The organism is Pseudomonas sp. GW821-FHT07B01 (genome assembly GCF_059419065.1).
This window is the reverse complement of sequence record NZ_JBWKRA010000021.1, coordinates 24,777-50,954: the sequence shown is the minus strand read 5'-3', so window position 1 is coordinate 50,954 and position 26,178 is coordinate 24,777. Positions and strand designations below refer to the sequence as shown.

The window sequence follows — 26,178 nt, the reverse complement described above, 5'->3', positions numbered from 1 at the left end:
ATTTTTGTGCGGACACGTTATTGCCCCAGTTTGCGCGGTTGCCAGTCCTTGATCACCAGCGTGACATCAAGGTCGGTGCCATGCAGCTTGATACGTTCGGGAAGCCAATAACCGCTTTGCTCCACGTAGCTCAAATATTCGACCTGCCAGCCATCCTGCTCCAGGGTGGCGAGGCGGCTGTCGCCATTGAGGCTCAGACGGCTCTTGCTGTCCGGCGCCGGCAGACCGCGCACCCACCAGACCAGATGCGAGACGGGCAACTTCCAGCCAATTTGCTGCTCCAGCAATTCTTCCGGGGAGGTTGCCTCGTAGCGGCCCTGGTTGGCCACTTCCAGGCTCACTTGCCCTGGCCGGCCAGTCAGGCGGGCCGCGCCACGGCCCAGGGGGCCCGAGAGGCGAATGTCGTAATAGTCCTGGCGCTGCAGCCAGAACAGCGTGCCGCTGCCAGAGTCTTTCGGCGCACGTACTCCGACCTTGCCCTCGATCTGCCAGCCATCGATGCTGCTGAGCTGATCCTTGTGTTGTTTCCATTGGGCCGGGTTGCCCTGGCCTTCAACGGATTCACGGCTGCCGATGCCCGCGCAACCGGCGAGCAGGGCGATGAAGCTGAAAACGATAACGTGGCGCAAGAACATAAATTTAAAGGGTCTCGGATCCGGTCAGGCGCTTGATGGTGCTGCGCAGGATAGGGCTGTCGGGTTGTTCCTTGAGGAATTTTTCCCAGATTTGTCGGGCTTCGCGCTGCTTGCCATTGGCCCAGAGCACTTCGCCCAAGTGTGCGGCAACTTCCTGGTCCGGAAAACGCTCCAGTGCCTGGCGCAGCAAGCGTTCGGCCTCGTCGAGGTTGCCCAGGCGGTAATTCACCCAGCCCAGGCTGTCGAGTACGGCCGGGTCTTCCGGGTTGAGCGCATGAGCCTGTTCGATCAGCACCTTGGCTTCGGCGTAGCGCGTGGTGCGGTCGGACAAGGTGTAGCCCAGGGCGTTAAGGGCCATGGCGTTGTCCGGGTCACGCTTGATGATCAGGCGCAGGTCTTTTTCCAGCTGTGCCAGGTCATTGCGTTTTTCCGCCTGCATGGCGCGGGTATACAGCAGGTTCAAGTCGTCGGGGTATTGCAGCAACGCTTGTTGCAATAGTTTCCAGGCGCGTTCGCCCTGTTTGTTGGCCGATAAGGTCTCGGCCTGGATCAGGTACAGCTGGATGGCATAGTCCGGTTCGGCATCGCGGGCCGCGGCCAGGCGTTTTTCCGCTTCGTCGGTGCGGCCGTTGCTCATCAGGATATCGGCCTGGCGCAACTGCGCTGGCAGATAATCATTGCCGGGGCCGACCTGGGCGTATTCAAGCAGGGCCGCTTGAGGGTCGTTGCGCTCTTCAGCGATGCGGCCCAGGTTCAGGTGCGCCGAGTCCACATGGCTGTCACGTTCGATCAGCTCTTGCAGGTAGCCCTTGGCCTCGTCCCATGCCTTGGCTTCCAGGCACACCAATGCCAGGGAATAACGCAGTTCGTCGTCGTCCGGGTATTGCTGGACCAGGTTGGCGAACTGCACTTTGGCGTCTTCCATCCGGTCCTGCTCAACCAGCATGCGTGCATAGGTCAGGAGCAGGCGCTTGTCGCCGGGGTATTTCTTGATGCTTTTTTCCAGCAGCGGAATCGCTTCCTTGCCGCGGTTAAGGCTTTGCAGCAGGCGTGCACGCAACAGGATCGGGGCGATTTCACCTTCTTCCGGAGGGTTCTGTTCCAAGAGTTTTAGCGCGGCGTCGGCTTCATCGTCCTGTTGCAGCAGCAGGGCCTTGCCGAAAATCAACTGGCTGTTCTTCGGGTGCTTTTGCAGCAGGCGATCGAAACTCTTCATCAGGCCGTTGCGCGTGTCCTGGTCGGTGTCGGCGGCCGACAGCGCAAGAAAGTCAAAATGTGTGTCGCCTTTGCCCTGCAGGACCTTCTCCATATAAACCATGGAGTCGTCATAGCGCCCGGCACGCGCCAGTTGCACGGCTGCGGCGCGCTGGGCTTCCAGATCATCCGGGGCATTTTTGGCCCAGATCAGCGAGGTATCCAGTGCTGCCTGGTCGGCGCCCAGGTATTCGGCGATACGAAACGCTCGCTCTGAAATCCCCGGGTCCTGGGTGTTGATGGCCTGGGTCACGTAATTATCCAACGCAATATCAAAGCGATTGCGCTGGCCGGCCAGTTCAGCGGTCAGCAGGCTGTAGATCGTTTCTTCACTGAACGAGGAATAAACCTTGGGTTTTTCAGGGGCGGGAGTGCTGTCTTCTACCGGCGACGTAGCGTCCGGCGACACGGGTGCCATGGCCTGGCAGCCGCTGAGGAAGACAAAAGCGAGGAGCAACGCGGAAGATCTATTCATATAGGAAGAGGACGACTAACCTGCGGTCGGATCATCATGACACAAGCCTTCGGCCAAACATAACCGGGGCACTCGGAATACGACTATTGCTGCCTTTTGCCTTTCCTTTGTAGGAGCGAGCTTGCTGGCGAAAAACCTGAGAGCGCCGCTGGGCGCCCGGCTTGCCGCGTTATCGTTGACGATTTTCGCGAGCAAGCTCGCTCCTGCAAAAGTGCATTGATAGGCATAAGGTATAGGGACAATAGACGACGGTGGTTGTTCTGGATCTTTCGAAGTAGGACAATTGTCGGCTTCCCGACATCATCAGCGATATTGAATGGCCTTCCTCGCACTCGGTATTAACCACAAGACTGCCTCCGTAGACGTGCGCGAGCGCGTGGCGTTTACGCCAGAGCAGTTGGTTGAGGCCCTGCAGCAGCTCTGCCGGCTTACCGACAGCCGCGAAGCTGCGATCCTTTCGACCTGCAATCGCAGCGAGCTCTATATAGAGCAGGAACATCTCTCGGCGGATGTGGTGCTGCGCTGGCTGGCCGATTATCACCATTTGAGCCTCGATGACCTGCGTGCCAGCGCTTATGTGCATGAAGAGGATGCGGCAGTTCGTCACATGATGCGCGTGGCGGCCGGTCTCGACTCGCTGGTGTTGGGTGAACCGCAGATTCTCGGCCAGATGAAGTCTGCCTACGCCGTGGCGCGTGAGGCCGGCACCGTCGGCCCATTGCTGGGCCGCCTGTTCCAGGCCACCTTCAATTCCGCCAAGCAAGTGCGTACCGATACGGCCATCGGCGAAAACCCGGTGTCCGTGGCATTTGCCGCTGTGAGCCTGGCCAAGCAGATTTTCAGCGACTTGCAGCGCAGCCAGGCCCTGCTGATCGGCGCTGGTGAAACCATCACCCTGGTGGCCCGTCACCTGCACGATCTTGGCGTGAAGCGCATCGTGGTCGCCAACCGCACCCTGGAGCGCGCCAGCATTCTGGCCGAGCAGTTCGGTGCCCATGCGGTGCTGCTGTCGGACATTCCCGCTGAACTGGTGCGCAGTGATATCGTCATCAGTTCCACCGCCAGCCAATTGCCGATTCTGGGCAAGGGCGCGGTCGAGAGCGCGTTGAAGCTGCGCAAGCACAAGCCGATCTTCATGGTGGATATCGCCGTTCCCCGGGATATCGAGCCCGAAGTCGGCGAGTTGGACGACGTTTACCTCTATAGCGTCGATGATCTGCATGAAGTGGTCGCTGAAAACCTCAAGAGCCGGCAGGGTGCCGCCCAGGCCGCCGAGGAAATGGTCAGCACCGGTGCCGAAGATTTCATGGTGCGCCTGCGTGAACTGGCGGCAGTGGATGTGCTCAAGGCGTATCGTCAGCAGGGTGAACGCCTGCGTGATGAAGAGTTGCTCAAGGCCCAGCGCATGCTTGCCAATGGCAGTGGCGCCGAAGAGGTGCTGATGCAATTGGCCCGTGGCCTGACCAACAAACTGCTTCACGCGCCTAGCGTCCAGTTGAAAAAGCTTACCGCCGAAGGCCGCCTCGATGCGCTGGCCATGGCCCAGGAACTCTTTGCCCTCGGTGAGGGCGCGTCAGACAGCTCTTCGGATAAAAAACCGCAATGAAAGCGTCACTGCTCAATAAACTGGACGTGCTCCAGGACCGTTTCGAAGAACTGACCGCCTTGCTCGGCGATGGCGAGGTCATTTCCGATCAGACCAAATTCCGTGCCTATTCCAAGGAATACGCCGAAGTTGAGCCCATTGTGGCCACCTATAAAAACCTGCTGAAAGTCCAGGCCGACCTCGAAGGTGCCCAGGCCCTGCTCAAGGACAGCGACCCGGACATGCGTGAAATGGCCGTGGAAGAAGTCCGCGAAGCCAAGGAAAAACTCGCCGAGCTTGAGGGTGATTTGCAACGCATGTTGCTGCCCAAGGACCCTAATGATGGGCGCAACGTGTTCCTCGAAATCCGCGCCGGTACCGGTGGCGACGAGGCGGCGATTTTTTCCGGCGACCTGTTCCGCATGTATTCGCGCTATGCCGAGCGTCGCGGCTGGCGGGTGGAGATCCTTTCCGAGAACGAGGGCGAGCACGGCGGCTATAAAGAAGTCATCGCCCGGGTTGAAGGCGACAACGTTTACGGCAAGCTGAAGTTCGAGTCCGGTGCGCACCGCGTACAGCGGGTGCCAGCGACCGAATCCCAGGGGCGTATCCACACCTCGGCATGCACCGTCGCGGTGTTGCCTGAGCCGGATGAACAGGAAGCCATCGAGATCAACCCGGCGGACCTGCGCGTCGACACCTACCGCTCATCCGGCGCGGGTGGCCAGCACGTTAACAAGACCGACTCGGCGATCCGTATCACGCACTTGCCGTCGGGCATTGTGGTGGAGTGCCAGGAAGAACGTTCCCAGCACAAGAACCGTGCACGGGCCATGTCCTGGCTGTCGGCCAAGTTGAACGACCAGCAGACCAGCGCCGCGGCCAACGCAATTGCCAGCGAACGCAAGCTGCTGGTGGGCTCCGGCGACCGCTCCGAGCGTATCCGCACCTACAACTTTGCCCAAGGCCGGGTTACCGACCATCGGGTCAACCTCACCCTGTACTCCCTCGACGAAATTCTCGCCGGTGGCGTGGATGCGGTGATCGAGCCGTTGCTCGCCGAATACCAGGCCGACCAACTGGCGGCGATAGGTGACTGAATGACCATCATTGCCAGCCTGCTGCGCGCCGCTGACCTCCCCGACTCGCCAACGGCGCGCCTGGACGTGGAGTTGCTGCTGGCCGCTGCCCTGGGCAAATCGCGCAGCTACCTGCATACCTGGCCGGAAAAGATCGTCAGCAGCGAAGATGCCCTGACCTTTGCCGGCTACCTGCAGCGACGCCGCAGCGGCGAGCCGGTGGCCTATATCCTCGGCCAGCAAGGCTTCTGGAAACTCGACCTGGAAGTAGCACCGCACACTTTGATCCCCCGCCCGGAAACTGAGTTGCTGGTGGAAGCTGCCCTGGAATTGCTGCCCGCCACGCCCGCCCAGGTCCTGGACCTGGGCACCGGTAGCGGCGCCATCGCCTTGGCCCTGGCCAGCGAACGTGCGGCCTGGCAGGTCACGGCGGTCGACCGTGTGCTGGAGGCCGTGGCCCTGGCCGAGCGCAATCGTCAACGCCTGCACCTCACTAACGCCACGGTGCTCAACAGCCACTGGTTCAGTGCCCTGCAAGGCCAGCGCTTCGACCTGATCATCAGCAACCCGCCCTACATTGCCGACAATGACCCGCACCTGGTGGCCGGCGATGTGCGCTTCGAACCGGCCAGTGCGCTGGTGGCGGGGCACGATGGCCTGGACGATTTGCGCCTGATCACCCTAGAGTCTCCTGACCACCTGAACGACGGAGGCTGGCTGTTGCTCGAGCACGGTTACGACCAGGCCCAGGCCGTGCGCGAATTGTTGCTGAACCAGGGTTTCGAAGGCGTACATAGCCGCATCGACCTCGGCGGTCACGAACGCATCACCTTGGGGCGCCGCCCGTGCTGACCGATCAGGAGCTGTTGCGCTATAGCCGGCAGATTCTGTTGCAGCCTGTCGACATCGACGGCCAATTACGCCTGAAGCAAAGCCGCGCGTTGATTGTCGGCCTGGGTGGCCTGGGCGCTCCGGTGGCGCTTTACCTGGCCGCTGCAGGGGTGGGCGAATTGCACCTGGCGGATTTCGATACAGTCGATTTGACCAACCTGCAACGCCAGATCATCCATGACACTAACAGCGTGGGGCAGACCAAGGTCGATTCGGCCATGGGGCGCCTGAGAGCGATCAACCCTGAAATCGCCCTGGTCGCCCATCGTGCTGCGCTGGATGCCGACTCGCTGGCCGCTGCGGTCAACGCAGTGGACCTGGTGCTCGATTGCAGCGACAACTTCTCTACCCGCGAGGCGGTCAACGCGGCCTGCGTCGCCGCCGGTAAACCGCTGGTCAGTGGCGCGGCCATTCGCCTTGAGGGGCAGTTGTCGGTATTCGACCCCCGTCGCGCCGACAGCCCCTGTTACCACTGTTTGTACGGGCACGGCAGCGACACGGAACTGACCTGCAGCGAAGCCGGCGTCGTCGGGCCGTTGGTGGGGGTGGTTGGCAGCCTGCAAGCGCTGGAAGCCTTGAAGCTGCTGGCCGGTTTTGGTGAGCCGCTGGTGGGGCGCCTGTTGTTGATCGATGCGCTGACCACGCGTTTTCGCGAGTTGCGCGTCAAGCGTGACGCAGGCTGCAGCGTCTGCGGGACACAGCATGGTTAAGGGCGCGCCTATTGGTGTGTTCGATTCCGGCATCGGCGGCCTCACGGTGCTGGAAGAAATCCAGCAGTTGTTGCCCCACGAGTCACTGCTGTACGTGGCGGACTGCGGGCACATTCCTTATGGCGAAAAAACGCCGGCGTTCATTCTTGAGCGTTCTCGCTCGGTCGCTGAGTTTTTCCGCGAGCGGGGCGCCAAGGCCTTTGTGATTGCCTGCAACACGGCCACGGTCGCCGCGGTGGCCGATTTGCGCCAGCACTACCCCGACTGGCCGCTGGTAGGCATGGAGCCTGCGGTCAAACCTGCTGCCGCGGCCACGCGCAGTGGCGTGGTGGGTGTGCTCGCCACCACCGGCACCCTGCAAAGCGCCAAGTTCGCCGCCTTGCTCGACCGCTTCGCCACCGATGTACGGGTGATTACCCAGCCGTGCCCGGGCCTGGTGGAGCTGATTGAAGCCGGCGACCTCAACAGCCCGGCCTTGCGCGCCCTGCTGCAAGGCTATGTCGAGCCGCTGCTCAGCGCCGGTTGCGACACCATCATCCTGGGTTGCACTCATTACCCCTTCCTCAAGCCACTCCTGGCGCAGATGCTGCCCCCCAGCACCATCCTCATTGATACCGGCGCCGCCGTGGCGCGCCAGCTCAAGCGCTTGCTGGGTGAGCGCGACCTGCTGGCCGTTGGCGAACCTGAACCTGCACAGTTCTGGACCAGCGGCGATCTGTGTCACCTAAGAAATATCCTACCGACACTTTGGAAACATCCTGGAGTTGTGCGAAGCTTTGGCTCGTGAAAATTTCGTGAAATAACACTGAAAAAAAGCTGAACTTCTGGCTATGCGTCGGCTTCTATAGCCCGTTAGCCTGTACATAACCCAATTATTCCGTTTGCAAAGGACGTTTCACATGAAGCGCTTGTTCTGTTTGGCTGCGATTGCGGCCGCTATGTTGGGACACTCTGTTTCAGCCCAGGCCGCCGGCCTGGAGTTCGGCTTGGGGAGCACCAGCGATTCGACGCTGACCTACCGCCTGGGCCTGACCTCCGATTGGGACAAAAGCTGGATGCAGAGCAATGTCGGCCGACTGACCGGCTACTGGAGCGGCGCCTATACCTATTGGGAAGGGGACGACCGTGCAGGCGCCAGCAGCCTGTCGTTCTCGCCGGTGTTTGTGTATGAGTTTGCCGGCGAGTCGGTCAAGCCCTACATCGAAGCCGGTATCGGCGTGGCGTTGTTCTCTCGCACTCGGCTGGAAGACAACAACATCGGCCAGTCCTTCCAGTTCGAAGACCGCCTGGGTTTCGGCCTGCGGTTCAACGGCGGGCATGAAGTGGGCATTCGTGCCACGCATTATTCCAATGCCGGCATCAGCAGCAATAACGATGGGGTAGAGAGCTACTCGCTGCACTACACCATGCCGCTCTAATCTCAAGAACAGTTGAGCCCCCTGTGGGAGCGAGCTTGCTCGCGAAAGCGGTGTATCAGCTAGCACATGCCTAGACTGACCCACCGCCTTCGCGAGCAAGCCCGCTCCCACACAAGCCCGTGATCGTCACGGAGTTCGGGGTCAGCGATAGGCCGTGGTAATACCTTCGCGCTCTTCAAGGCATTCCGGCGCTCCCATCTCGAACTCCCGGCAAATCAACGGCCGAAGCTCATAGATCGTGCACATCATCGTGTCGCGGTCCAGCGCTGCGCACCAGCCGTCGTCCAGGCGCAGCATCACCTCGCCCCCCCAATCGTCGGTATCGATAAAGCGTTGCGGCACGCCGGTGTCGGTGATCAGCATGACTTCCAGCTGGCAGCAACAGGCCGCGCACGTCGAGCAGGTGACGGGTTCGGTGATTTGAATGTGAGGGATGTTGGTCATAGGCGCGCAGTGTAAGGCAAGTGCGCTAGACGCGTATGAATGCTCGGACGGGCGTCAGTATTCCAGCCTCTGTGCAACCCCGTGCAACAGCGGAAAGAGCATGGCCCATAACAGCGCCAGGCCGATCAGTGTTGGGGTGGTGCCGTACGCAAAACTCACGCCTGCCAATTGACTGCCGGCGTAATAAGACAACGGCCCGCCCACCGCGCCTAGCAGGCTGGCCAGCCACCAGGGCCGTGCGCTCCAGGCCAGGCAATGGCGCAAGGTGGTGGCCAGCAAGGCCCATAACAGTATCAGCCACAGCGGAATCAGTGCCCCCGGCGTATTGAACTCAAACACGCCGAGCCCACGCAATGCCGTATCGACCAGTGTTCCCAGCACCGTCACGGCCAGAATCACTTGCCCCTCTCTTGCCCAAGCACTTATCCACAGCAAGTGTGCGCCCAGCACCGCGACGCCGATCAGCAACCAACGGCTATCGCCGCCGAGTACGCAGGCAAACCAGCCGCACTGAAACAGCACGGCATTGGCCAGGGATTTAAGCACTGAAACGCCCGAGCAGCGGCGGATTGATGGCCGCCGGTTTGGCCAGCAGCAACTGCGCGGTGCCGATGGTGCGCTCCATAAAGCCACCTTCGCAGTAGCACAGGTAAAACTCCCACAGGCGCAGGAAGTATTCGTCATAACCGAGTTCCGCAAGACGGCCATGGGCGCGGCGAAAGTTTTCATGCCACAGGCGCAGGGTGCGAGCGTAGTGCAGGCCGAAGTCTTCCATGTGCAGCAGGTTCATGTCGGTGTCGCGGCTGACGATCTGCAGCATGTTTTGCACACAGGGCAGCGCGCCGCCGGGGAAGATGTAGCGCTGGATAAAGTCGACGCTGCGCTTGGCCTGTTCAAAGCGCTGTTCACGTATGGTGATGGCTTGCAGCAGCATCAGGCCGTCGGGCTTGAGCAACTGGGCACATTGTTTGAAATAGGTGGGCAGGAAACGATGGCCCACCGCTTCAATCATTTCGATCGACACCAGCTTGTCGTACTCACCGGTGAGGTCGCGGTAATCGCTCAGCAGCACGGTCACTTGATCTTGCAGGCCCAGCGCCTCGATACGCTGGGCGGTGTAGGCGAACTGTTCCTTGGACAAGGTCGTGGTGGTGACCCGGCAACCATAATGCTGCGCCGCATACAACGCCATGCTGCCCCAGCCGGTACCGATTTCCAGCAGATGGTCGCTGGGCTTGAGCGCCAGTTTCTGGCAGATGCGCGCTAATTTGTTCAGTTGTGCCTGTTCCAGGGTGTCATCGGGGGTCAGGAATTGCGCGGCCGAGTACATCATGGTGGGGTCGAGAAATTCTTCGAACAGGTCGTTGCCCAAGTCGTAATGGGCGGCGATGTTTTTTTGCGAGCCTTTGCGTGTGTTGCGGTTGAGCCAGTGCAGGCCCTGAGTGAACGGCCGCGCCAGGCGTGCCAGGCCACCTTCCATGGCGTCGAGCACCTCCAGGTTGCTGACCATCACCCGCACCACGGCGGTGAGGTCGGGGCTGGTCCAGTAACCATGGATAAACGCTTCGCCAGCGCCGATCGAGCCATTGGCCGCTACCAGCCCCCATACCGCCGCGTCGAGAATCTGGATCTCGCCCAGCAGGTGCGCTTCCCGTGCGCCGAAGACTTGCCGCTCGCCATCCTCGATGATCACCAACTGGCCGTGGCGCAATTGGCTGAGCTGGCGCAACACGCCTTTGCGCAACAGCGCAGCGGTCATGCCGTTGACGTTCAGGCGGTTAGCCTTGACCGATAAGCTAGGGGATTTCATGGTGGCGATCCTTGGTATACCCGACTGCGGTGCGAGAGGCGCCATCGGCGGCCTGGTGGGAAAAAATCGGTGTGCGTTTGAGCAGCAGGCGCAAGGCTTGCCAGTAGATCGCAAGGCCGGTCTTGGCGGTCATCCAGGGAAAGCGCCACAGATAGCGATGCAGGCTGGCGCGGCTCAGTGCCTGTTTTTCCAGGCTCAAGGTGGCGTCGAAGATTTTTTGCGTGCCCTGCCAATCGGCCATATGCACGCCGAGCCTGGCGGCGGGCGGGCTGAAACTCATGCGGTATTCCAGCTCGCGAGGCAAAAACGGCGACACATGGAAGGCCTTGGCCACGGCGAAATGCTGGTGCTCATCGGCGCCCAGTGCCTGGGCAGGCAGCACGTAGTGATAGCGCTCGCACCATGGGGTGTTGGTCACTTCACACAGGATCGCGGCCAGTCGCCCGTCAGCCTCGAAGCAGTAGAAGAAACTCACCGGGTTAAAAGCCAGGCCCCAACTGCGGGCCTGGGTCAGCAGGCAGATAGCGCCCTGGGGCGTATGCCCCAGGGCCTTGCCGACTTCGTCGCGCACAGCATCGCTCAAGCTCATGCCGTGGCGCGTGAATTCACGCAGGTAATCCTGCTGGCGGAAACCGAAAGGCGCCAGGCGACTCGTGCCAGCCAGCGGCGAGAGCCCCAGTACTTCGTCCTCTTCGCTGAGGTCCAGGTACAGCAGGCCGATGCGGTAGCGAAAGGCGTGGGCCTTGGGCGTAAACCGCCGATGGGCGATCCAGCCGCTGTACAAGGCGCTGTTCACAGGGTTTCCCCAAATGCCTGGGCCACGCGCAGAGCGCTGACCACGCCGTCTTCGTGAAAGCCGTTGGCCCAGTAGGCCCCGCAGTAAAAGGTATTGCGCACGCCGTTCAATTCTTCCCAGCGTGCCTGTGCGGCGACTGCGGCCAGGCTGTATTGCGGATGGGCGTAGGTGTAGCGCGCCAGGATCTTCAGCGGGTTGATCATCGGCGTCTGGTTGAGGCTGACGCAAAAGGTAGTGGCGCTGTCGATGCCTTGCAGGATGTTCATGTCATAGGTGACGGCGGCCTGTTGTTGCACGTTGCCCGTCAGCCGATAGTTCCAGCTGGCCCAGGCCAGTTTGCGGTCGGGCAGCAGGCGTGTGTCGGTGTGCAGCACCACGTCGTTGTCGGCGTAGGGCAGGGCACCGAGGATCTGCTGTTCGGCCTGGCTGGGGTCATCGAGCAAGGCCAGGGCCTGATCGCTGTGGCAGGCGAACACCACACGGTCGAAGGTTTCGCTGCCGGCCGGGCTGTGGATAACCACACCCTCTTCGCTGCGTTGCACCTTATGCACAGGGCAGTTGAGCCGTATCTGTTCGCGAAAGCTGCGGGTCAGCGGCTCGATATAACGGCTGGAACCGCCTTCGATCACGCACCATTGCGGACGGTTGCTCACCGAGAGCAAGCCGTGGTTCTTGAAGAAGCGCACAAAAAATTGCAGGGGGAACTTGAGCATATCGGCCAGGGACATGGACCAGATAGCCGCGCCCATCGGCACGATGTAATGCCGGATAAACCTTGGGCCATAGCCGCCGGCGGTGAGGTAATCGCCCAAGGTCATGTCGGCGCTGATGCGCTGCTCTTGCAAGTCCAGGGGCGCCTGGCGATTGAAGCGCAGGATATCGCGCAACATGCCCCAGAACCCCGGCGACAGAATATTGCGGCGCTGGGCAAACAGGCTGTTGAGGTTGTTGCCGTTGTACTCAAAGCCAGTGCTTTGGTCACACACCGAAAAGCTCATCTCGGTGGGTTTGAACCTGACCCCGATCTGCTCCAGCAGACGGATGAAGTTGGGGTAGGTCCAGTCGTTGAACACAATGAAGCCCGTGTCCACCGCATAGCTTTTGCCGTCGACCGTCACCTTGGCCGTGTGGGTATGCCCGCCAATGCAGTCACTGGCCTCGAACAGCGTAATGTCGTGGCGACGGCTGAGCAGGTAGGCGCTGGTCAGCCCGGCGATGCCGCTGCCGATAATGGCGATCTTCACAGCTCGTCCTTCTTCGGTGGCGGGCTGCGCAGCATGCGTTTGCCGATGATCAGTTGCGCGCGGTTGGGCAGCTTCGACAGCGGCCACAAGGTGGCAATGAACAGGGCCGGAAAGGCGATTTCCAGCGGGCGTTTTTCCAGCTTGGCGAAGATGTGTTTCGCGGCTTTGTCGGCCGGCCAGCTCAGGGGCATCGGGAAATCATTGCGCTCGGTCAGCGGCGTGTCGACGAAGCCTGGGCTGATCACCGTGACATCGATGTTTTCTGGCGACAGGCCGATACGCAGGGATTCGAACAAGTAACGCAGGCCGGCCTTGGACGCGCCGTAGGCTTCGGCGCGAGGCATGGGCAGGTAGGTCACGGCACTGGCCACGCCCACCAGATGCGGGGTACGCCCGGCGCGCAACAGCGGCAGCGCGGCCTCGATGCAATAACTGCTCGCCAGCAGGTTGGTACGCACCACGTGCTCGATGATCGAGGCGTCAAATTGCCGGGCGTCGACGTATTCACAAGTGCCGGCGTTGAGGATCACCGTGTCCAGCGAACCCCAGACCTCGCTGATACGCTCACCGATCTCGCGCACGGTCTGGCTGTTGGTCAGGTCGCCGGCCACCACCAGCACCTGGCCTGGATATCGAACGGCGAGGGCATCCAGCGGGCCTTGGGTGCGGGAACTGAGGGCCACGTGGGCGCCGCTGTCGAGCAACTCCACGGCCAGCGCCGCACCGATACCACTGCTGGCGCCGGTCAGCCAATAACGACGGGGCGGTGTAAGGCTCATCCCATTCTCCTTTTCAGCCAACGAATAACGCGACCCAGTAGGGGGACATGTTCATAGAGCAGGGCGCCGGCATCGAAGTAGTCGCGATGGCGGTAAACCTTGTCGTGCCACATCAAATGGGAACAGCCTGGCACCTCGATCACCTGGCCGCCGGCCAGGCGTGGGTGACGAAAACGCATAGTCCAGCGCAGGTAGCCCTCGCCTTCGGCCACGGTATCGAAGCCGTGGAAGTCAAAATGCAGCTCGCTGACGTTGCTGTACAAGTCGGCAAAGTAACGCTGCAACGCTGACAGGCCCTGAACTTCATGCAGGGGGTCGGCGAAGGCGACGTCCTCGCTGTACAGGCGGCCGAGCAGGTGCAGGTTGTGCTTGTCCAGCGTGGCGAAGGTGGGGGCGAACTGGCGCAGGAAGTCACTCATGTTCGGCCATCTCCTGACGCGAAGGCAGCCGGCGAAATGCGGCCAAGGCGCGCTCACGAGACTGTTTCAAATCGACGATGGCACGCGGGTAATCCGCCACGCCGAACAGGCCGCCAGCCGCTTCGGGGTTGTGCACTTGTTTTTTATTCAGCGCGGCCAGTTCCGGGAGCCAGCGTTTGATGAATACGCCGTCGCCGTCGAATTTTTCCGATTGGCTCAGCGGGCTGAATATCCGGAAATACGGCGCCGAGTCGGTGCCGGTGGACGAACTCCACTGCCAGCCGCCGTTGTTGGCCGCCAGATCACCGTCGATCAGGTGGCGCATGAAGAAGCGCTCGCCTTCGCGCCAGTCGATCAGCAGGTTTTTGGTCAGGAACATCGCCACCACCATGCGCAGGCGGTTGTGCATCCAGCCGGTTTCCAGCAGTTGGCGCATGGCCGCGTCGATGATCGGCAAGCCGGTGCGCGCCTGTTGCCAGGCGGCCAGGTCTTCGGGCGCCTTGCGCCAGGCCAGCGCTTCGGTTTCCGGGCGAAACGCGCGGTGGCGGGAAACCCGTGGGTAGCCGACCAGGATGTGCTTGTAGAACTCGCGCCACAGCAGCTCGTTGATCCAGGTGATAGCGCCGATGTCGCCGCTTTCGAACTCGCCCTGGTTGGCTTGCAGCGCGGCGTGCAAGCACTGGCGCGGCGAAACCACACCGGCGGCCAGGTAGGCAGAAAGCTGACTGGTGCCGGGCTTGGCCGGGAAGTCGCGTTCGTCCTTGTAATAGCTGATCTGCTGATCGGCGAAGGCATCAAGGCGACGGCGCGCTTCGTCTTCGCCAGCGGGCCAGAGGGCACGCAAGGTTTCGCTGGGTGTCGGGAACCCTTCGACTGCCGTTGGCACAGGGTCGCTCTTCACGCCAGGCTCGGGCTGGGCCTTTGGCGTCGGCACCACGCGGGGCAGGGCGCTGTGCAGGCGGCTGTAGCAGACCTTGCGGAACTGGCTGAACACCTGGAAGTAGGTGCCGGTCTTGGTCAGCACACTACCCGGCTGGAAAAACAGTTGGTCCAGGTAGCTGTGGAAGGTCACGCCGTCAGCTTCCAGGGCCTGGGCCACGGCGCTGTCGCGGCGGCTCTCGTGAATGCCGTATTCCTCGTTGACGTGTACCGACTCCACCGACAGCTCGCGGCACAGTTGGCTCAGGACCGTCGGCGCCTGGTCCCAGGTCGCGGTGTGGCGGATTAACAGGGGGATGTTGAGGTTGTCCAGTGCCTGGCTCAGGTGCTGCAAGTTGCGCAGCCAGAAATCGACTTTGCACGGCGCGTCATCATGCGCCTGCCATTGCTCGGGCGTGATCAGGTAAACAGCCGCGACGGGGCCGCGCTGGCTCGCGGCCGCCAGGGCAGTGTTGTCGTGCAGGCGCAAGTCGGTGCGCAACCAGATCAGATGCATTCAGACAATTCCACGCTGGATCAATAATTGATGGGCCGACAACAGGTCCTCGGCCACGGACAACTCAGGGATGTCCTGGGTTAATACGCCCAACTCGGCGTGGTGGATGCACACCGTTGGTCCGGCAATCACGGTTGGGCAACGGATGCCGCCCAGCAGTTTGCTGAGTGCCGGCACCTGCAACGCCTTGCTCGAATACAGCAGCACCGCACGCGGTTGCAGGTGTTCCACCGCCAGGGCGAGTTCGCCCACCGGCAGCGGCCAATCGAACACTTCCACCGGGCAATCGGCACTGCTGGCCAGCCAGGCGCTGAGCCACAGGTGGGGTTCCAGGGGCAGGTCGGAATGATTGACCAGCAACAGCGGCGCGCCGTGGAGTTGACGATTGTTGTGATAGATCCGTGCGCCAAACTTGCTGCGCAGCCAGGACAGGAAGAACACCCGCTCCATCTGCGCGCCGAACTGGCCCTGCCAGCGTTGTTCCAGCTCGTTGAGCAGCGGCAGCATCAGTTGCTCGCACAAGGTACGTGGCGGGTAGAGCGCCATGGCCTGGTTGAAGGCGTCATCGACCCGGCGCTCGGCCAGTTCACTGATGGCACTCACCAAATGCTGGCGCAGGCTCTGCCACTCGTTTTCCATCGGCTCCGGGCTACCTTGGGCGGAGTCGATCAGCCCTTTGACCTGGCTGACCGGCACGCCGCGATTGAGCCAGGTGAGGATGGCCTGGATGCGTTGTACGTGTTCGGCGCTGAACAACCGATGCCCTTTGGGCGTGCGCTGGGGCACGATGAGGCCGTAGCGGCGCTCCCACGCGCGCAGCGTCACCGCATTCACGCCGGTCTGGCGCGCCACCTCGCGGATCGGCAGCCAGCCGTTTTCCAGGGCCAGGGCGATGTCTTCGCCGGGTTCGTCGAGCAGGGCAGGTTTCATGGGTTAGATCGCATTACGCAGGCTGAGGTTTTCCGGGTGCGGTTGCAGGTAGGCCTGCTGCGCGATGTAGCGGTCCGGATGTTGGCGAAAGTGGTGCTTGAGCAGGGTCAGCGGCACCACCAGTGGCACGATGCCGTGGCGGTATTGGCCGATGACGGTCTGCATTTCCTGTTTGTCATCGGCGCTGATGGCCTGCTTGAGGTAGCCACTGATGTGTTGCAGCACATTGGTATGGGTACCGCGAGTCGCGCATTTTTTCAGGCCCGCCATCAGTTCGCTGAAATAGCCGTCGGCCAAAGCTTGCAGGTCAATGCCCTTGCCCATGCTGCCGAGCAAGTGGCCCAGGCTTTTGTAATGCGCCGGGCTGTGGGCCATCAGCAGGTACTTGTAGCGCGAGTGAAACGTCAGCAAGCGGTGACGGGTAAGGCCGTCGGCCAATAGTTGCTGCCAACTGGCGTACACGAATACGCGGGTGAGGAAGTTTTCTCGCAGCACCGGGTCGTTCAGGCGACCGTCTTCCTCCACCGGCAGGTTGGGGTGGCGGGCACAAAACGCCTGGGCGTAAATCCCGCGCCCGCCACCGTCGACGGGCGTGCCGTTGTCGCGGTACACCTTGACCCGCTCCAGCCCGCAAGACGGTGACTTTTGCATGAAAATGTAGCCGCACAGGTCGGTATGTTCCCGGGCCATTTGCTGGCCGTAATCGTCCAGTGGCTGAGTGACATTGAGCGCAGGGTTTACGCTGCCCACAGCCTGCGGTTGGTTGGGATCGCCGACCAGGCGGATCGCTTGCCGCGGAATGCCCAGGCCGATGGCAACTTCAGGGCACAACGGGACAAAATCGAAGTAGTCACTGAGGGTCTGGCTGCATAGCAGGGACTGTTTATGACCGCCATTGAAGCGCACGTTCTCACCCAGAAGGCAGGCGCTGATGGCGATCTTCGGTTTCACATGGCTGGACATAAGCAAACCTCTGCAAGAATCCTGTACAAGCTAAAAATCTTGTACAACTAAATCTCATCATAGGCTCGATGTTGTACAAGTCAAATAATTTGTACAGGTTTGTGCCGCCGCTTTATTTCCAGCCGATTTTCCAGTCCTCAGCGTTTTTCAGGGTCTGCCAGGGCAGGCGTTCGGCGCGCCGAGTAAGGATGGCCTGCAGTTCGATGTCCAGCACCGTGCCCTCGTCGTCACGGAACAACTCGGTGACCAGGAAGTGTTTTTCCTTGTGGCGAGGATGAGCTGCCGTCCATTTTGACAGCAGCAGTTTGGCGGGGTTGATGCGGTTCATTGCAGGTGCTCGATCAAGCGTCGCGCCGCTTCCTGGCCACTCAACCAGGCACCTTCCACCCGACCGGACAGGCACCAGTCGCCGCAAACGAACAAGCCCAGGTCGGCGTCGGCCAGCACACCGAACTCATGGCTGCTGGAGGGGCGTGCGTAGAGCCAGCGATGCGCCAGGCTGAACGACGGCGCGGGCATGGCGCTGTGCAGCAATTCGGCAAAGGCGCCGTGCAGGTGTTCGATCACCGTTTCCTTGGGCAGGTCCAGGTGGGCCTTGCTCCAGGCGCTGGTGGCGTGCAGCACCCAGGTGTCGAGGGTGGTGTCGCGCCCAGGCTTGCTGCGGTTGCGCGCCAGCCAGTCGAGGGGGCTGTCTTGCACGAAGCAGCCCTCCATCGGCGTATCCAGGGGCTTGTCGAACGCCAGGGCGATGGCCCAGGTCGGGTCCATTTTCACCCCGGCGGCGGCGCTCGCCAGCTTGGGCGCGGCGGCCAGCAGGGCGGTGGCTTGGGGCGCCGGCGTGGCAATGATCACGTGACTGAAAGGGCCGTGATTGCCGCCGTCCGCGTCGAGCAGGTTCCAGTGCTGCGTGCCCTGGAAGACTTCGGTGATGCGGCAACCGAACTCCACCGGCAAGTCGTCGAGCAGGGCGCGGGTGATGGCGCTCATGCGCGGTGTGCCCACCCAGCGGATCTGCTCATCGGGGGAGGGCGTCAATTGCCCGGACTTGAAGTTATACAGCTGGGGCTTCCACTGCTCGGCCCAGCCGTTGCTTTGCCAGCGCTGCACTTCGTTGACGAAGCGCCGGTCGCGGGCGGTGAAATATTGCGCGCCCATGTCCAGCGCGCCGGCGTCGCTGCGCTTACTGGACATGCGGCCACCGCTGCCGCGGCTTTTATCGAAGAGTTGTACTGCGTGCCCGGCGTCTTGTAACGCTCGGGCGGCGGAGAGACCGGCGATGCCGGTACCAATGATCGCGATGGGAACAGTCATGGGAGGCCTCGTTTTACCGTTGGGTACAGACTACGCCGACACCAATAGCTGTACAATATTGTTTTTTGGTATAAGTTTTGGCGTGCCTGATTGTGTGGCGTGACCTATGGTTAAGCTAAGGCTTGAACCCCCGTCACGCTCAATTATCAAATTGATCCCTGCTTATAAAATAGACCAGTGAGCGGCGGCGAACGTTACATGAGGAGAGTCCCATGCATATTTTGCTGACCGGCGGTACCGGCTTGATCGGTCGCCAACTCTGCAAGCACTGGCTCGCGCAAGGCCATCGCCTGACGGTGTGGAGCCGGCAACCGGAAACGGTCGCCCAGGTGTGCGGTGCGCAGGTGCTCGGAGTGGCTCGCCTACAAGAGGTGATTGGCACGGTGGACGCGGTGGTCAACCTGGCAGGCGCGCCTATCGCCGACCGGCCTTGGACCCACAAGCGCAAGGCATTGTTGTGGAACAGTCGCATTCACCTCACCGAAACCTTGCTGGCCTGGATGGAAAGCCTGGAGCAAAAACCGGCGGTGCTGATCTCCGGTTCTGCGGTGGGTTGGTATGGCGACGGCGGCGAGCGCGAACTGACCGAAGCCAGCGGCCCGGTGCTGGATGACTTCCCCAGCCAGTTGTGTATCGCCTGGGAGGAAACCGCCCAGCGTGCCGAAGCCTTGGGCATTCGCGTGGTGCTGGTGCGTACGGGGTTGGTGCTGTCTGCCGAGGGCGGCTTTTTGTCGCGCCTGCTGCTGCCGTTCAAACTGGCGCTGGGCGGGCCGATTGGCAATGGACGGCAGTGGATGCCCTGGGTGCATATCAAGGATCAAATCGCCCTGATTGATTTTCTTCTGCACAAGCAAGACGCCAACGGTCCTTATAATGCCTGCGCGCCACACCCGGTGCGCAACCGCGAATTTGCCAAGACCTTGGGCCAGGTGCTGCACCGCCCGGCGTTCATGCCGATGCCGGCATTTGCGTTGAAGGTTGGCCTGGGTGAGTTGTCCGGCTTGTTGCTGGGCGGGCAAAAGGCTTTGCCTGAACGGCTGCAGGCCGCAGGTTTCACTTTCCAGTTCACTGAGTTGCGTGCGGCTCTGGATGACTTGTCCAGCCGCCTCTAAAGATAGGATGTTGCATGACCGATCACGCGTTGTTACTGGTCAACCTGGGTTCGCCAAAGTCCACTTCAGTGGCCGATGTGCGCAGCTACCTCAATCAGTTCCTGATGGACCCTTATGTGATCGACTTGCCGTGGCCGGTGCGGCGCTTGCTGGTGTCGCTGATCCTTATCAAGCGCCCCGAGCAATCGGCCCATGCCTATGCGTCGATCTGGTGGGACGAGGGCTCGCCGCTGGTGGTGCTGAGCCGCCGCCTGCAACAGCAGATGACCGCGCAGTGGACCCAGGGCCCGGTGGAACTGGCGATGCGTTACGGCGAACCGTCCTTGGAAACGGTCCTGACGCGCCTCGCCGCCCAGGGTATTCAAAAAATCACACTGGCGCCGTTGTACCCGCAGTTTGCCGACAGCACCGTCACCACGGTGATAGAGGAAGCCAAGCGAGTGGTGCGCGACAAGCAACTGAATGTGCAGTTTTCGATCCTGCAACCGTTCTACGATCAGCCTGAGTACCTCGATGCGCTGGCGGCGAGTGTGCGCCCTTATGTGGAGCAGGATTACGATCACTTGCTGCTCAGTTTCCATGGCTTGCCTGAGCGTCACCTGACCAAGCTCGACCCTACCGGCCAGCACTGCTTCAAGGACGCCGACTGCTGCAAGAACGCATCCCCTGAAGTGCTTGCCACCTGTTACCGCGCGCAGTGCTTCAGCGTGGCGCGGGATGTGGCCGAGCGGCTGGGTTTGCCTGAGGGCAAATGGTCGGTGGCGTTCCAGTCCCGCCTGGGCCGGGCCAAGTGGATCGAACCCTACACCGAGGCACGCCTTGAGGCATTGGCCCAGCAAGGGGTGAAGAAGCTGCTGGTGATGTGCCCGGCGTTCGTCGCCGACTGTATTGAGACGTTGGAGGAAATTGGCGATCGCGGTCGCGAGCAATTTCGTGAAGCGGGGGGCGAGGAGTTGGTGTTGGTGCCTTGCCTGAATGACGAGCCGCAGTGGGCGGCGGCGCTTAATACCCTGTGCGAACGGGCGCCGGTTGCCTTGTAATCGAGCCCTGCGGTGATCCAATTGTGTGAGCTGGCTTGCTCGCGAAGGCGGCATGGCAGTCAACACAGTTGGATTGTGTACATATCCATTCCTGCGGTAACGGCTGCTTAGGGTTCCGCTTTTACAGCGGGTCACTTTGGAAAAGAGCCGGAATGCCGGCCCAGCCCAAAGTAACCAAAGGGCTCTTGCCCCACCACTCGGCACCTCGCCTAGGCTCGGTGTGCCCGAACGCAGGCTTGAATCCGTGGGCCGCCGCCACGCGCCATCCATGGCGCGGGGCGGCTAACCCGGCGTCCTGCCGGGTTACCCACGAATTCAAGCCTGCGTTCGGCCAGCGTGGTTTAACGGGGCGCCTGAGATCAAGATCACAAGCAGATCAAGATCAAGAGCGGCTCGCTTCGCATCGTGATTACCTATGGTCATCGCAGGCAAGCCACACATTTTGACTGTATCTACAGATTAAGGGTCAGGCTAACCGTGAAGTTGCGCGGCTCACCCGGGTTGACCCAATAGTTGCTGTAGGACCGCTCGTAGTACCTTTCATTGAACAGGTTGTTGAGGTTCAGCCCCACCGTCACGTTCTGCGTGGCCTTGTAATGGGCCAGCAAATCCACGGTGTGGTAGGCGGGCAGTTCGAAGCCTGTGCCGGCTTCGCCTGAGCGGTCACCTACATAGGTGAACGCTGCGCCCAGGTCTGAGCCACGCAATGCGCCGTCCTGGAATTCATACACACCCAACACACTGCCACTGCGCTTGGCCACGCCGAGAATGCGGCTGCCCGTGGGGATGGTTTTGTCGCCCTTGGTCACTTCGGCGTCGATGTAGGCCAAGGCGCCGATCACGCGGACGGCGTTGGTCACTTGCCCGGTTACTTGCAGGTCGAAGCCCTGGCTGCGGGCCTTGCCCATGGCGCGGTTGAGGTTGGTCGTCGGGTCGAGGGTCAGCACGTTTTCCTTTTCGATATGAAAGGCCGCCAGGGTGGCGCTGAGGCGGTCGTCAAACAGCTCGCTCTTGATGCCCACCTCATAACCCACGCCTTCTTCGGGCTTGAAGGACTTGCCACCGGCATCCAGGCCGCTATTGGGCTTGAACGAGGTGGAGGCGTTGGCAAACACGCCGACTTCTGGCGTGAGCTGGTAGAGCAGGCCGGCGCGCTGGGTGAAGGCGTCGTGGGTTTGGCGGCTCTTGGCGTGGTTGCGGGTGAAGTCGTCGGTGCTTTGTTCGAAATGCTCGAAGCGCGCACCGATCATGCCGCGCAGGCGGTCGGTGAAGATGATCTGGTCTTGCAGGTTCAGTGCGTGGCTTTTGGTTTGTTCGAAGAAGTCGGTACCGGAGCGTTTGCCGTTGGGTTTGGGTTGGCCGTACACCGGCTTGTAGATGTCGATGGGATAGTCGCCTGCGATCGCCGTCACGCGCTCTTTCTTGCGGTAATCCTCGTACTCGGTACCGATCAACAGTTCATGTTGCCAACTGCCGATATCGAACACCCCGCGCAGTTCCAGCTGGGTGATGCTGTCATGCCAACCGGTGGAGCGTTCACGGTAGCGGCGATTGACGCTGTGGCCGTCTGCGTTCAATGCTCGGCTTTCCGAAGCATCGCCCCACAGGCTACCTTGCTTGTAATGGCTGGCCAGGCGCAGTTTCCAGGCGTCGTTGAGGTGGTGTTCCAACGCCGCCTGAATGCGGTTGTTGTGGTTGCGGATATTGCCGTCGTTGGGCTCGCCGAGGAAGGTGGAATGGGACATGCCGGTATTGGCGACGATGCCTCGGTCGAAGGTGGAGCTGTGGCGCACGAACTCACTTTCCACCAGCAGGGTGGTGTCCGGGTCCAGTTGCCAACTGAAGGAGGGTGCGACGAACACGCGCTTGGCGTCGACGTGATCGCGAAAGCTGTGGTTGTCTTCAACGGCCAGGTTCACTCGCGTCAGCACACGCCCCTCGCTGTCCAGCGGCGTATTCACATCCAGCGCGGTGCGGTAACGGTCCCAACTGCCGGCGCTGGTCTGCAGCGTGGTGAAGGCCTCGGGCTGGGGTTTCTTGGTGACGATATTCACCGTGCCGCCGGGATCGCCACGCCCATAGAGGCTGGCGGCGGGGCCCTTGAGCACTTCGATGCGCTCGATATTCGCTGCGTCCGGGGTGCTGGGGTAACCACGGTTGGCGCTGAAACCATCCTGGTAGAACTCGGATGTGGTGAAGCCGCGCACGCTGTATTCGTAGAGAGTCAGGCCGCCGAAGTTGTTTTGCTTGGACACACCGCCGGCGAATTCCAGGGCGCGTTCAACGCTGGTACTGCCCAGGTCTTTGAGTACCGTGGCCGGAATCACGCTGATCGACTGCGGGATGTCGCGCAAGGCCGTGTCGGTCTTGGTCGCACTGGCAGAGCGGGTGGCACGGTAGCCGTCGACCGGACCGGTGGCGGATTCATAGGCGTCGGAAGTGACGCTGATGGTGTCCAGTTCCAGGGTGTTTTCTTCGGCGTAGGCAGGGTCGAGCAGCAAACCCAGGGTCAGGCCGGCCAAGGGCACAAACTTTCGAGACGACATAGAGCGTTCCAATAGCGATATTGAAACAATATAACATGACTAATGAGAATGAATCGCTAAGAAATATGGCCTTACAAGCGCCCGCGAACGGGCGCTTGGGTCGCGACGGTTATTGCTCTTCTTTCACTGGCGCGGTCGCCGGTGGTGGGCGCAGGCCGATTTCCGCCGACAGTTTGATCTCCTTGCCGTTGCGCATCACCAGGATCGCCACCTTGTCGGTCGGCTTGATCCGCGCCACCTGGTTCATCGACTTGCGGCCATCACCCGCCGGCGCGCCGTCGATGCTGAGGATCACATCGCCCAGTTGCAGGCCGGCTTTCTGCGCCGGGCCGTCGCGGAAGATCCCCGCTACCACGATGCCTGGACGCCCGGTCAGGCCAAATGACTCGGCCAGTTCCTTGGTCAAGGGCTGTACTTCAATGCCCAGCCAGCCGCGAATCACCTGGCCGTGCTCGATGATCGACTTCATCACTTCCATCGCCAGCTTTACCGGGATGGCAAAACCAATGCCCTGTGAACCGCCAGACTTGGAAAAAATCGCGGTGTTGATGCCAGTCAGGTTGCCATTGGCGTCCACCAGCGCACCGCCCGAGTTGCCGGGGTTGATCGCGGCGTCGGTCTGGATGAAATCTTCGTAGCTGTTAAGGCCCAACTGGTTACGCCCGGTGGCGCTGATGATGCCCATGGTCACCGTTTGCCCCACCCCGAAAGGGTTGCCGATGGCCAGCGCTACATCGCCCACGCGCAAACCGTCGGAGCGGCCGAGGGTGATGGCCGGCAGGTTCTTCAGATCAATCTTGAGTACCGCCAGATCCGTTTCCGGGTCGCTGCCCACCACACGGGCCAGGGTTTCGCGGCCGTCACGCAGGGCCACCACGATCTGGTCGGCGCCGGTGGTCACATGGTTGTTGGTGAGGATGTAGCCCTCGGGGCTCATGATCACGCCGGAGCCGAGGCTGGATTCCATACGGCGCTGCTTGGGGCCGTTGTCACCGAAATAGCGGCGAAATTGCGGGTCTTCAAACAACGGATGCGCGGGCTTGTTAATGACCTTGGTGGTGTACAGGTTGACCACCGCAGGGGCCGCGATGGTGACCGCGTCGGCATAGGTGACCGGGCCCTGGACCACCGTGTTGGTCTGCGGCGCCTGTTGCAGGTTCACATCCAGTGTGGGCAGGCCCACCCACTGGGGATAACGCTGGATAATCAGCATCGCGATCAGCACGCCAGCCAACAATGGCCATCCAAAAAAACGCAGTGCCTTGAGCATCAAGTAAGTCCTGACAGGTTGCAGGGGGCGGGAGAGCGCCCATAATGTCGCGCATTATACGAGGCTGTGACGCCTGCGAACGGGATATTTAGGAGTCTTTTATGGCCGTGCCCCTTACTACCCTCGTCGAGGAAGCCGACCGCTACCTCGGCAGCGCCAAAATTGCCGATTACTGCCCCAATGGTCTGCAGGTCGAGGGCCGGCCCCAAGTGATGCGCATTGTCAGCGGCGTGACCGCCAGTCAAGCCCTGCTGGACGCTGCCGTCGAAGCCAAGGCCGACCTGGTGCTGGTGCACCACGGTTACTTCTGGAAGGGCGAAAACCCGTGCATCACCGGCATGAAGCAGCGCCGTCTCAAAACCCTGCTCAAGCATGACATCAGCCTGCTGGCCTACCACTTGCCCCTGGACCTGCACGCCGATGTCGGCAACAACGTGCAACTGGCTCGCCACCTGGACATCACCGTCGAAGGCCCGCTGGACCCGGGCAACCCAAAAATCGTCGGCCTGGTCGGCTCCCTGGCCGAGCCCTTGTCACCTCGTGACTTCGCCCGTCGCGTGCAGGACGTGATGGGCCGCGAACCGCTGCTGATCGAAGGCAGCGAGATGATTCGCCGCGTCGGCTGGTGTACCGGTGGCGGCCAGGGCTATATCGACCAGGCGATTGCCGCCGGTGTCGATTTGTACCTGAGCGGTGAGGCGTCCGAACAGACCTTCCACAGCGCCCGGGAAAACGACATCAGCTTCATCGCCGCCGGCCATCACGCCACCGAACGCTACGGCGTGCAGGCCTTGGGCGACTACCTGGCGCGGCGCTTTGCCCTGGAGCATCTGTTCATCGACTGCCCCAATCCGATCTAAAGCACAGCATTGAACACTGTGGGAGCTGGCTTGCCTGCGATGGCATCACCTCGGTCAGCCTGAATGAGCGGGGCGCCTGTATCGCAGGCAAGCCAGCTCCCCCATTAACCGAGTTGAGCGCCAAACTCGGCGGCATATTCATATATCGTTTCGGTCTAGCTGGCGCCCTAAATAGAAGAAGTTGCTGTGCTAGCATGCCTCGCTCGAACACGGCCCGCTGGCCGTCCATAAGATCGTTTTTCCGTGAGTAACCATGGTCGACAAACTGACGCATCTGAAACAGCTGGAGGCGGAAAGCATCCACATCATCCGCGAGGTCGCCGCCGAGTTCGATAACCCGGTGATGCTCTACTCGATCGGTAAAGACTCCGCCGTGATGCTGCACCTGGCACGCAAGGCCTTCTTCCCGGGCAAACTGCCATTTCCGGTGATGCACGTCGACACTCGCTGGAAATTCCAGGAGATGTACAAGTTCCGCGACAAGATGGTCGAGGAGCTGGGCCTGGACCTGATTACCCACATCAACCCCGATGGCGTGGCGCAGAACATCAACCCGTTCACCCACGGCAGTGCCAAGCACACCGATATCATGAAGACCGAGGGCCTCAAGCAGGCGCTGGACAAGCATGGTTTTGACGCAGCATTCGGCGGCGCCCGTCGCGATGAAGAGAAATCCCGTGCCAAAGAGCGCGTGTACTCGTTCCGCGACAGCAAGCACCGTTGGGACCCGAAGAACCAACGCCCGGAGCTGTGGAACGTCTACAACGGCAACGTCAACAAGGGCGAGTCGATCCGCGTGTTCCCGCTGTCCAACTGGACCGAGCTGGACATCTGGCAGTACATCTACCTCGAAGGCATCCCGATCGTGCCGCTGTACTTCGCCGCCGAGCGCGACGTGATCGAGAAGAACGGCACGTTGATCATGATCGACGACGATCGCATCCTCGAGCACCTGTCCGAGGAAGACAAAGCCCGCATCGTCAAAAAGAAAGTACGTTTCCGCACCCTTGGCTGCTACCCGTTGACGGGCGCGGTGGAGTCCGAAGCCGAGACGCTGACGGACATCATTCAGGAAATGCTCCTGACGCGAACTTCCGAGCGCCAGGGCCGTGTCATCGACCACGATGGTGCAGGCTCGATGGAAGATAAAAAACGTCAAGGCTATTTCTAAG

The 26,178-nt window shown here is 61.3% G+C and carries 26 protein-coding genes and 1 pseudogene; 10 read left to right on the top strand and 17 right to left on the bottom strand.

From position 1 onward, the window contains the following. Positions 1 to 17: 17 nt before the first annotated feature. From lolB to AC07S6_RS20975, 3 genes and pseudogenes are all read right to left on the bottom strand, one after another. Positions 18 to 635, bottom strand: coding sequence for a lipoprotein insertase outer membrane protein LolB (gene lolB / locus AC07S6_RS20985; RefSeq protein ID WP_032893661.1), 618 nt, complete (start codon positions 633 to 635; stop codon positions 18 to 20). 4 nt (positions 636 to 639) lie between these two features. Beyond that, positions 640 to 2,364, bottom strand: a complete 1,725-nt coding sequence (locus AC07S6_RS20980) for a tetratricopeptide repeat protein (RefSeq protein ID WP_003188355.1) — start codon at positions 2,362 to 2,364, stop codon at positions 640 to 642. A 108-nt stretch (positions 2,365 to 2,472) separates the two neighbouring features. Beyond that, positions 2,473 to 2,559, bottom strand: a pseudogene (locus AC07S6_RS20975) (outer membrane lipoprotein carrier protein LolA); the annotation flags it as partial. Between the two features lie 121 nt (positions 2,560 to 2,680). On the opposite strand from AC07S6_RS20975, the gene hemA reads away from it, so the two are divergent. From hemA to AC07S6_RS20945, 6 genes are all read left to right on the top strand, one after another. Beyond that, the gene (hemA, locus tag AC07S6_RS20970; RefSeq protein ID WP_003188356.1) at positions 2,681 to 3,970 is read left to right on the top strand and encodes a glutamyl-tRNA reductase; all 1,290 of its coding nucleotides are present in this window, start codon (positions 2,681 to 2,683) and stop codon (positions 3,968 to 3,970) included. Continuing rightward, on the top strand, positions 3,967 to 5,049 hold the full coding sequence (gene prfA, locus AC07S6_RS20965; RefSeq protein WP_003188358.1) for a peptide chain release factor 1: 1,083 nt from the start codon (positions 3,967 to 3,969) through the stop codon (positions 5,047 to 5,049). The genes hemA and prfA overlap by 4 nt, the downstream gene beginning before the upstream one ends. After that, complete coding sequence (prmC, locus tag AC07S6_RS20960) at positions 5,050 to 5,880, top strand: peptide chain release factor N(5)-glutamine methyltransferase (protein ID WP_495112953.1); 831 nt, start codon at positions 5,050 to 5,052, stop codon at positions 5,878 to 5,880. After that, the gene (locus AC07S6_RS20955; protein ID WP_495112952.1) at positions 5,874 to 6,629 is read left to right on the top strand and encodes a molybdopterin-synthase adenylyltransferase MoeB; all 756 of its coding nucleotides are present in this window, start codon (positions 5,874 to 5,876) and stop codon (positions 6,627 to 6,629) included. The genes prmC and AC07S6_RS20955 overlap by 7 nt, the downstream gene beginning before the upstream one ends. Then, on the top strand, positions 6,622 to 7,416 hold the full coding sequence (gene murI, locus AC07S6_RS20950) for a glutamate racemase (RefSeq protein ID WP_038448804.1): 795 nt from the start codon (positions 6,622 to 6,624) through the stop codon (positions 7,414 to 7,416). The genes AC07S6_RS20955 and murI overlap by 8 nt, the downstream gene beginning before the upstream one ends. A 112-nt stretch (positions 7,417 to 7,528) precedes the next feature. Beyond that, positions 7,529 to 8,047, top strand: a complete 519-nt coding sequence (locus AC07S6_RS20945; protein WP_014716838.1) for an acyloxyacyl hydrolase — start codon at positions 7,529 to 7,531, stop codon at positions 8,045 to 8,047. 141 nt (positions 8,048 to 8,188) lie between these two features. Here the strand turns inward: AC07S6_RS20945 and AC07S6_RS20940 are convergent, their stop codons facing one another. From AC07S6_RS20940 to AC07S6_RS20885, 12 genes are all read right to left on the bottom strand, one after another. Then, positions 8,189 to 8,491 (bottom strand): YkgJ family cysteine cluster protein, encoded by a 303-nt coding sequence (locus tag AC07S6_RS20940; protein ID WP_003188364.1) that lies wholly within the window; start codon positions 8,489 to 8,491, stop codon positions 8,189 to 8,191. 54 nt (positions 8,492 to 8,545) lie between these two features. Further along, on the bottom strand, positions 8,546 to 9,037 hold the full coding sequence (locus tag AC07S6_RS20935; RefSeq protein ID WP_072434147.1) for a DUF2878 domain-containing protein: 492 nt from the start codon (positions 9,035 to 9,037) through the stop codon (positions 8,546 to 8,548). Further along, positions 9,030 to 10,301, bottom strand: coding sequence for an SAM-dependent methyltransferase (locus tag AC07S6_RS20930; protein WP_020302482.1), 1,272 nt, complete (start codon positions 10,299 to 10,301; stop codon positions 9,030 to 9,032). The genes AC07S6_RS20935 and AC07S6_RS20930 overlap by 8 nt, the downstream gene beginning before the upstream one ends. Then, positions 10,288 to 11,097: a DUF1365 domain-containing protein gene (locus AC07S6_RS20925; protein ID WP_495112951.1), complete on the bottom strand. Its 810-nt coding sequence runs from the start codon at positions 11,095 to 11,097 to the stop codon at positions 10,288 to 10,290. The genes AC07S6_RS20930 and AC07S6_RS20925 overlap by 14 nt, the downstream gene beginning before the upstream one ends. Continuing rightward, entirely contained in the window at positions 11,094 to 12,341 is a 1,248-nt protein-coding gene (locus AC07S6_RS20920) for an NAD(P)/FAD-dependent oxidoreductase (protein ID WP_495112950.1), read from the bottom strand. Before AC07S6_RS20920 ends, AC07S6_RS20925 begins: the two co-directional genes overlap by 4 nt. Continuing rightward, on the bottom strand, positions 12,338 to 13,120 hold the full coding sequence (locus AC07S6_RS20915; protein ID WP_495112949.1) for an SDR family NAD(P)-dependent oxidoreductase: 783 nt from the start codon (positions 13,118 to 13,120) through the stop codon (positions 12,338 to 12,340). Before AC07S6_RS20915 ends, AC07S6_RS20920 begins: the two co-directional genes overlap by 4 nt. Further along, entirely contained in the window at positions 13,117 to 13,539 is a 423-nt protein-coding gene (locus AC07S6_RS20910; RefSeq protein WP_495112948.1) for a nuclear transport factor 2 family protein, read from the bottom strand. The genes AC07S6_RS20915 and AC07S6_RS20910 overlap by 4 nt, the downstream gene beginning before the upstream one ends. Continuing rightward, on the bottom strand, positions 13,532 to 14,974 hold the full coding sequence (gene phrB, locus AC07S6_RS20905; protein WP_495112947.1) for a deoxyribodipyrimidine photo-lyase: 1,443 nt from the start codon (positions 14,972 to 14,974) through the stop codon (positions 13,532 to 13,534). Before phrB ends, AC07S6_RS20910 begins: the two co-directional genes overlap by 8 nt. Further along, a complete protein-coding gene (locus AC07S6_RS20900; RefSeq protein WP_032903986.1) occupies positions 14,975 to 15,904 on the bottom strand; it encodes a MerR family transcriptional regulator in 930 nt (309 codons plus the stop codon). It lies immediately after the preceding gene. Positions 15,905 to 15,907: 3 nt separating this feature from the next. Further along, a complete protein-coding gene (locus AC07S6_RS20895) occupies positions 15,908 to 16,867 on the bottom strand; it encodes a YbgA family protein (RefSeq protein WP_014716847.1) in 960 nt (319 codons plus the stop codon). A 112-nt stretch (positions 16,868 to 16,979) separates the two neighbouring features. Then, positions 16,980 to 17,195 (bottom strand): TIGR02450 family Trp-rich protein, encoded by a 216-nt coding sequence (locus AC07S6_RS20890; RefSeq protein WP_014716848.1) that lies wholly within the window; start codon positions 17,193 to 17,195, stop codon positions 16,980 to 16,982. Beyond that, complete coding sequence (locus AC07S6_RS20885) at positions 17,192 to 18,178, bottom strand: NAD(P)/FAD-dependent oxidoreductase (protein ID WP_130175589.1); 987 nt, start codon at positions 18,176 to 18,178, stop codon at positions 17,192 to 17,194. The genes AC07S6_RS20890 and AC07S6_RS20885 overlap by 4 nt, the downstream gene beginning before the upstream one ends. 212 nt (positions 18,179 to 18,390) lie before the next feature. Between AC07S6_RS20885 and AC07S6_RS20880 the strand changes: the two genes are divergently transcribed. Together AC07S6_RS20880 and hemH are read left to right on the top strand one after the other, a co-directional pair. After that, positions 18,391 to 19,290 (top strand): TIGR01777 family oxidoreductase, encoded by a 900-nt coding sequence (locus tag AC07S6_RS20880; protein ID WP_072446999.1) that lies wholly within the window; start codon positions 18,391 to 18,393, stop codon positions 19,288 to 19,290. Positions 19,291 to 19,304: 14 nt separating this feature from the next. Further along, positions 19,305 to 20,330: a ferrochelatase gene (gene hemH / locus AC07S6_RS20875; protein ID WP_495112946.1), complete on the top strand. Its 1,026-nt coding sequence runs from the start codon at positions 19,305 to 19,307 to the stop codon at positions 20,328 to 20,330. Positions 20,331 to 20,782: 452 nt separating this feature from the next. Here hemH and AC07S6_RS20870 read toward each other — a convergent pair whose 3' ends face one another. Further along, entirely contained in the window at positions 20,783 to 22,876 is a 2,094-nt protein-coding gene (locus tag AC07S6_RS20870) for a TonB-dependent siderophore receptor (protein ID WP_495112945.1), read from the bottom strand. A 109-nt stretch (positions 22,877 to 22,985) separates the two neighbouring features. Further along, positions 22,986 to 24,146: a Do family serine endopeptidase AlgW gene (gene algW / locus AC07S6_RS20865; RefSeq protein WP_057977380.1), complete on the bottom strand. Its 1,161-nt coding sequence runs from the start codon at positions 24,144 to 24,146 to the stop codon at positions 22,986 to 22,988. Positions 24,147 to 24,247: 101 nt separating this feature from the next. Between algW and AC07S6_RS20860 the strand changes: the two genes are divergently transcribed. Beyond that, entirely contained in the window at positions 24,248 to 25,006 is a 759-nt protein-coding gene (locus tag AC07S6_RS20860) for a Nif3-like dinuclear metal center hexameric protein (RefSeq protein ID WP_020302961.1), read from the top strand. Positions 25,007 to 25,259: 253 nt separating this feature from the next. Further along, a complete protein-coding gene (cysD, locus tag AC07S6_RS20855; RefSeq protein WP_054896879.1) occupies positions 25,260 to 26,177 on the top strand; it encodes a sulfate adenylyltransferase subunit CysD in 918 nt (305 codons plus the stop codon). The last annotated feature ends 1 nt before the right edge of the window (position 26,178 follow it).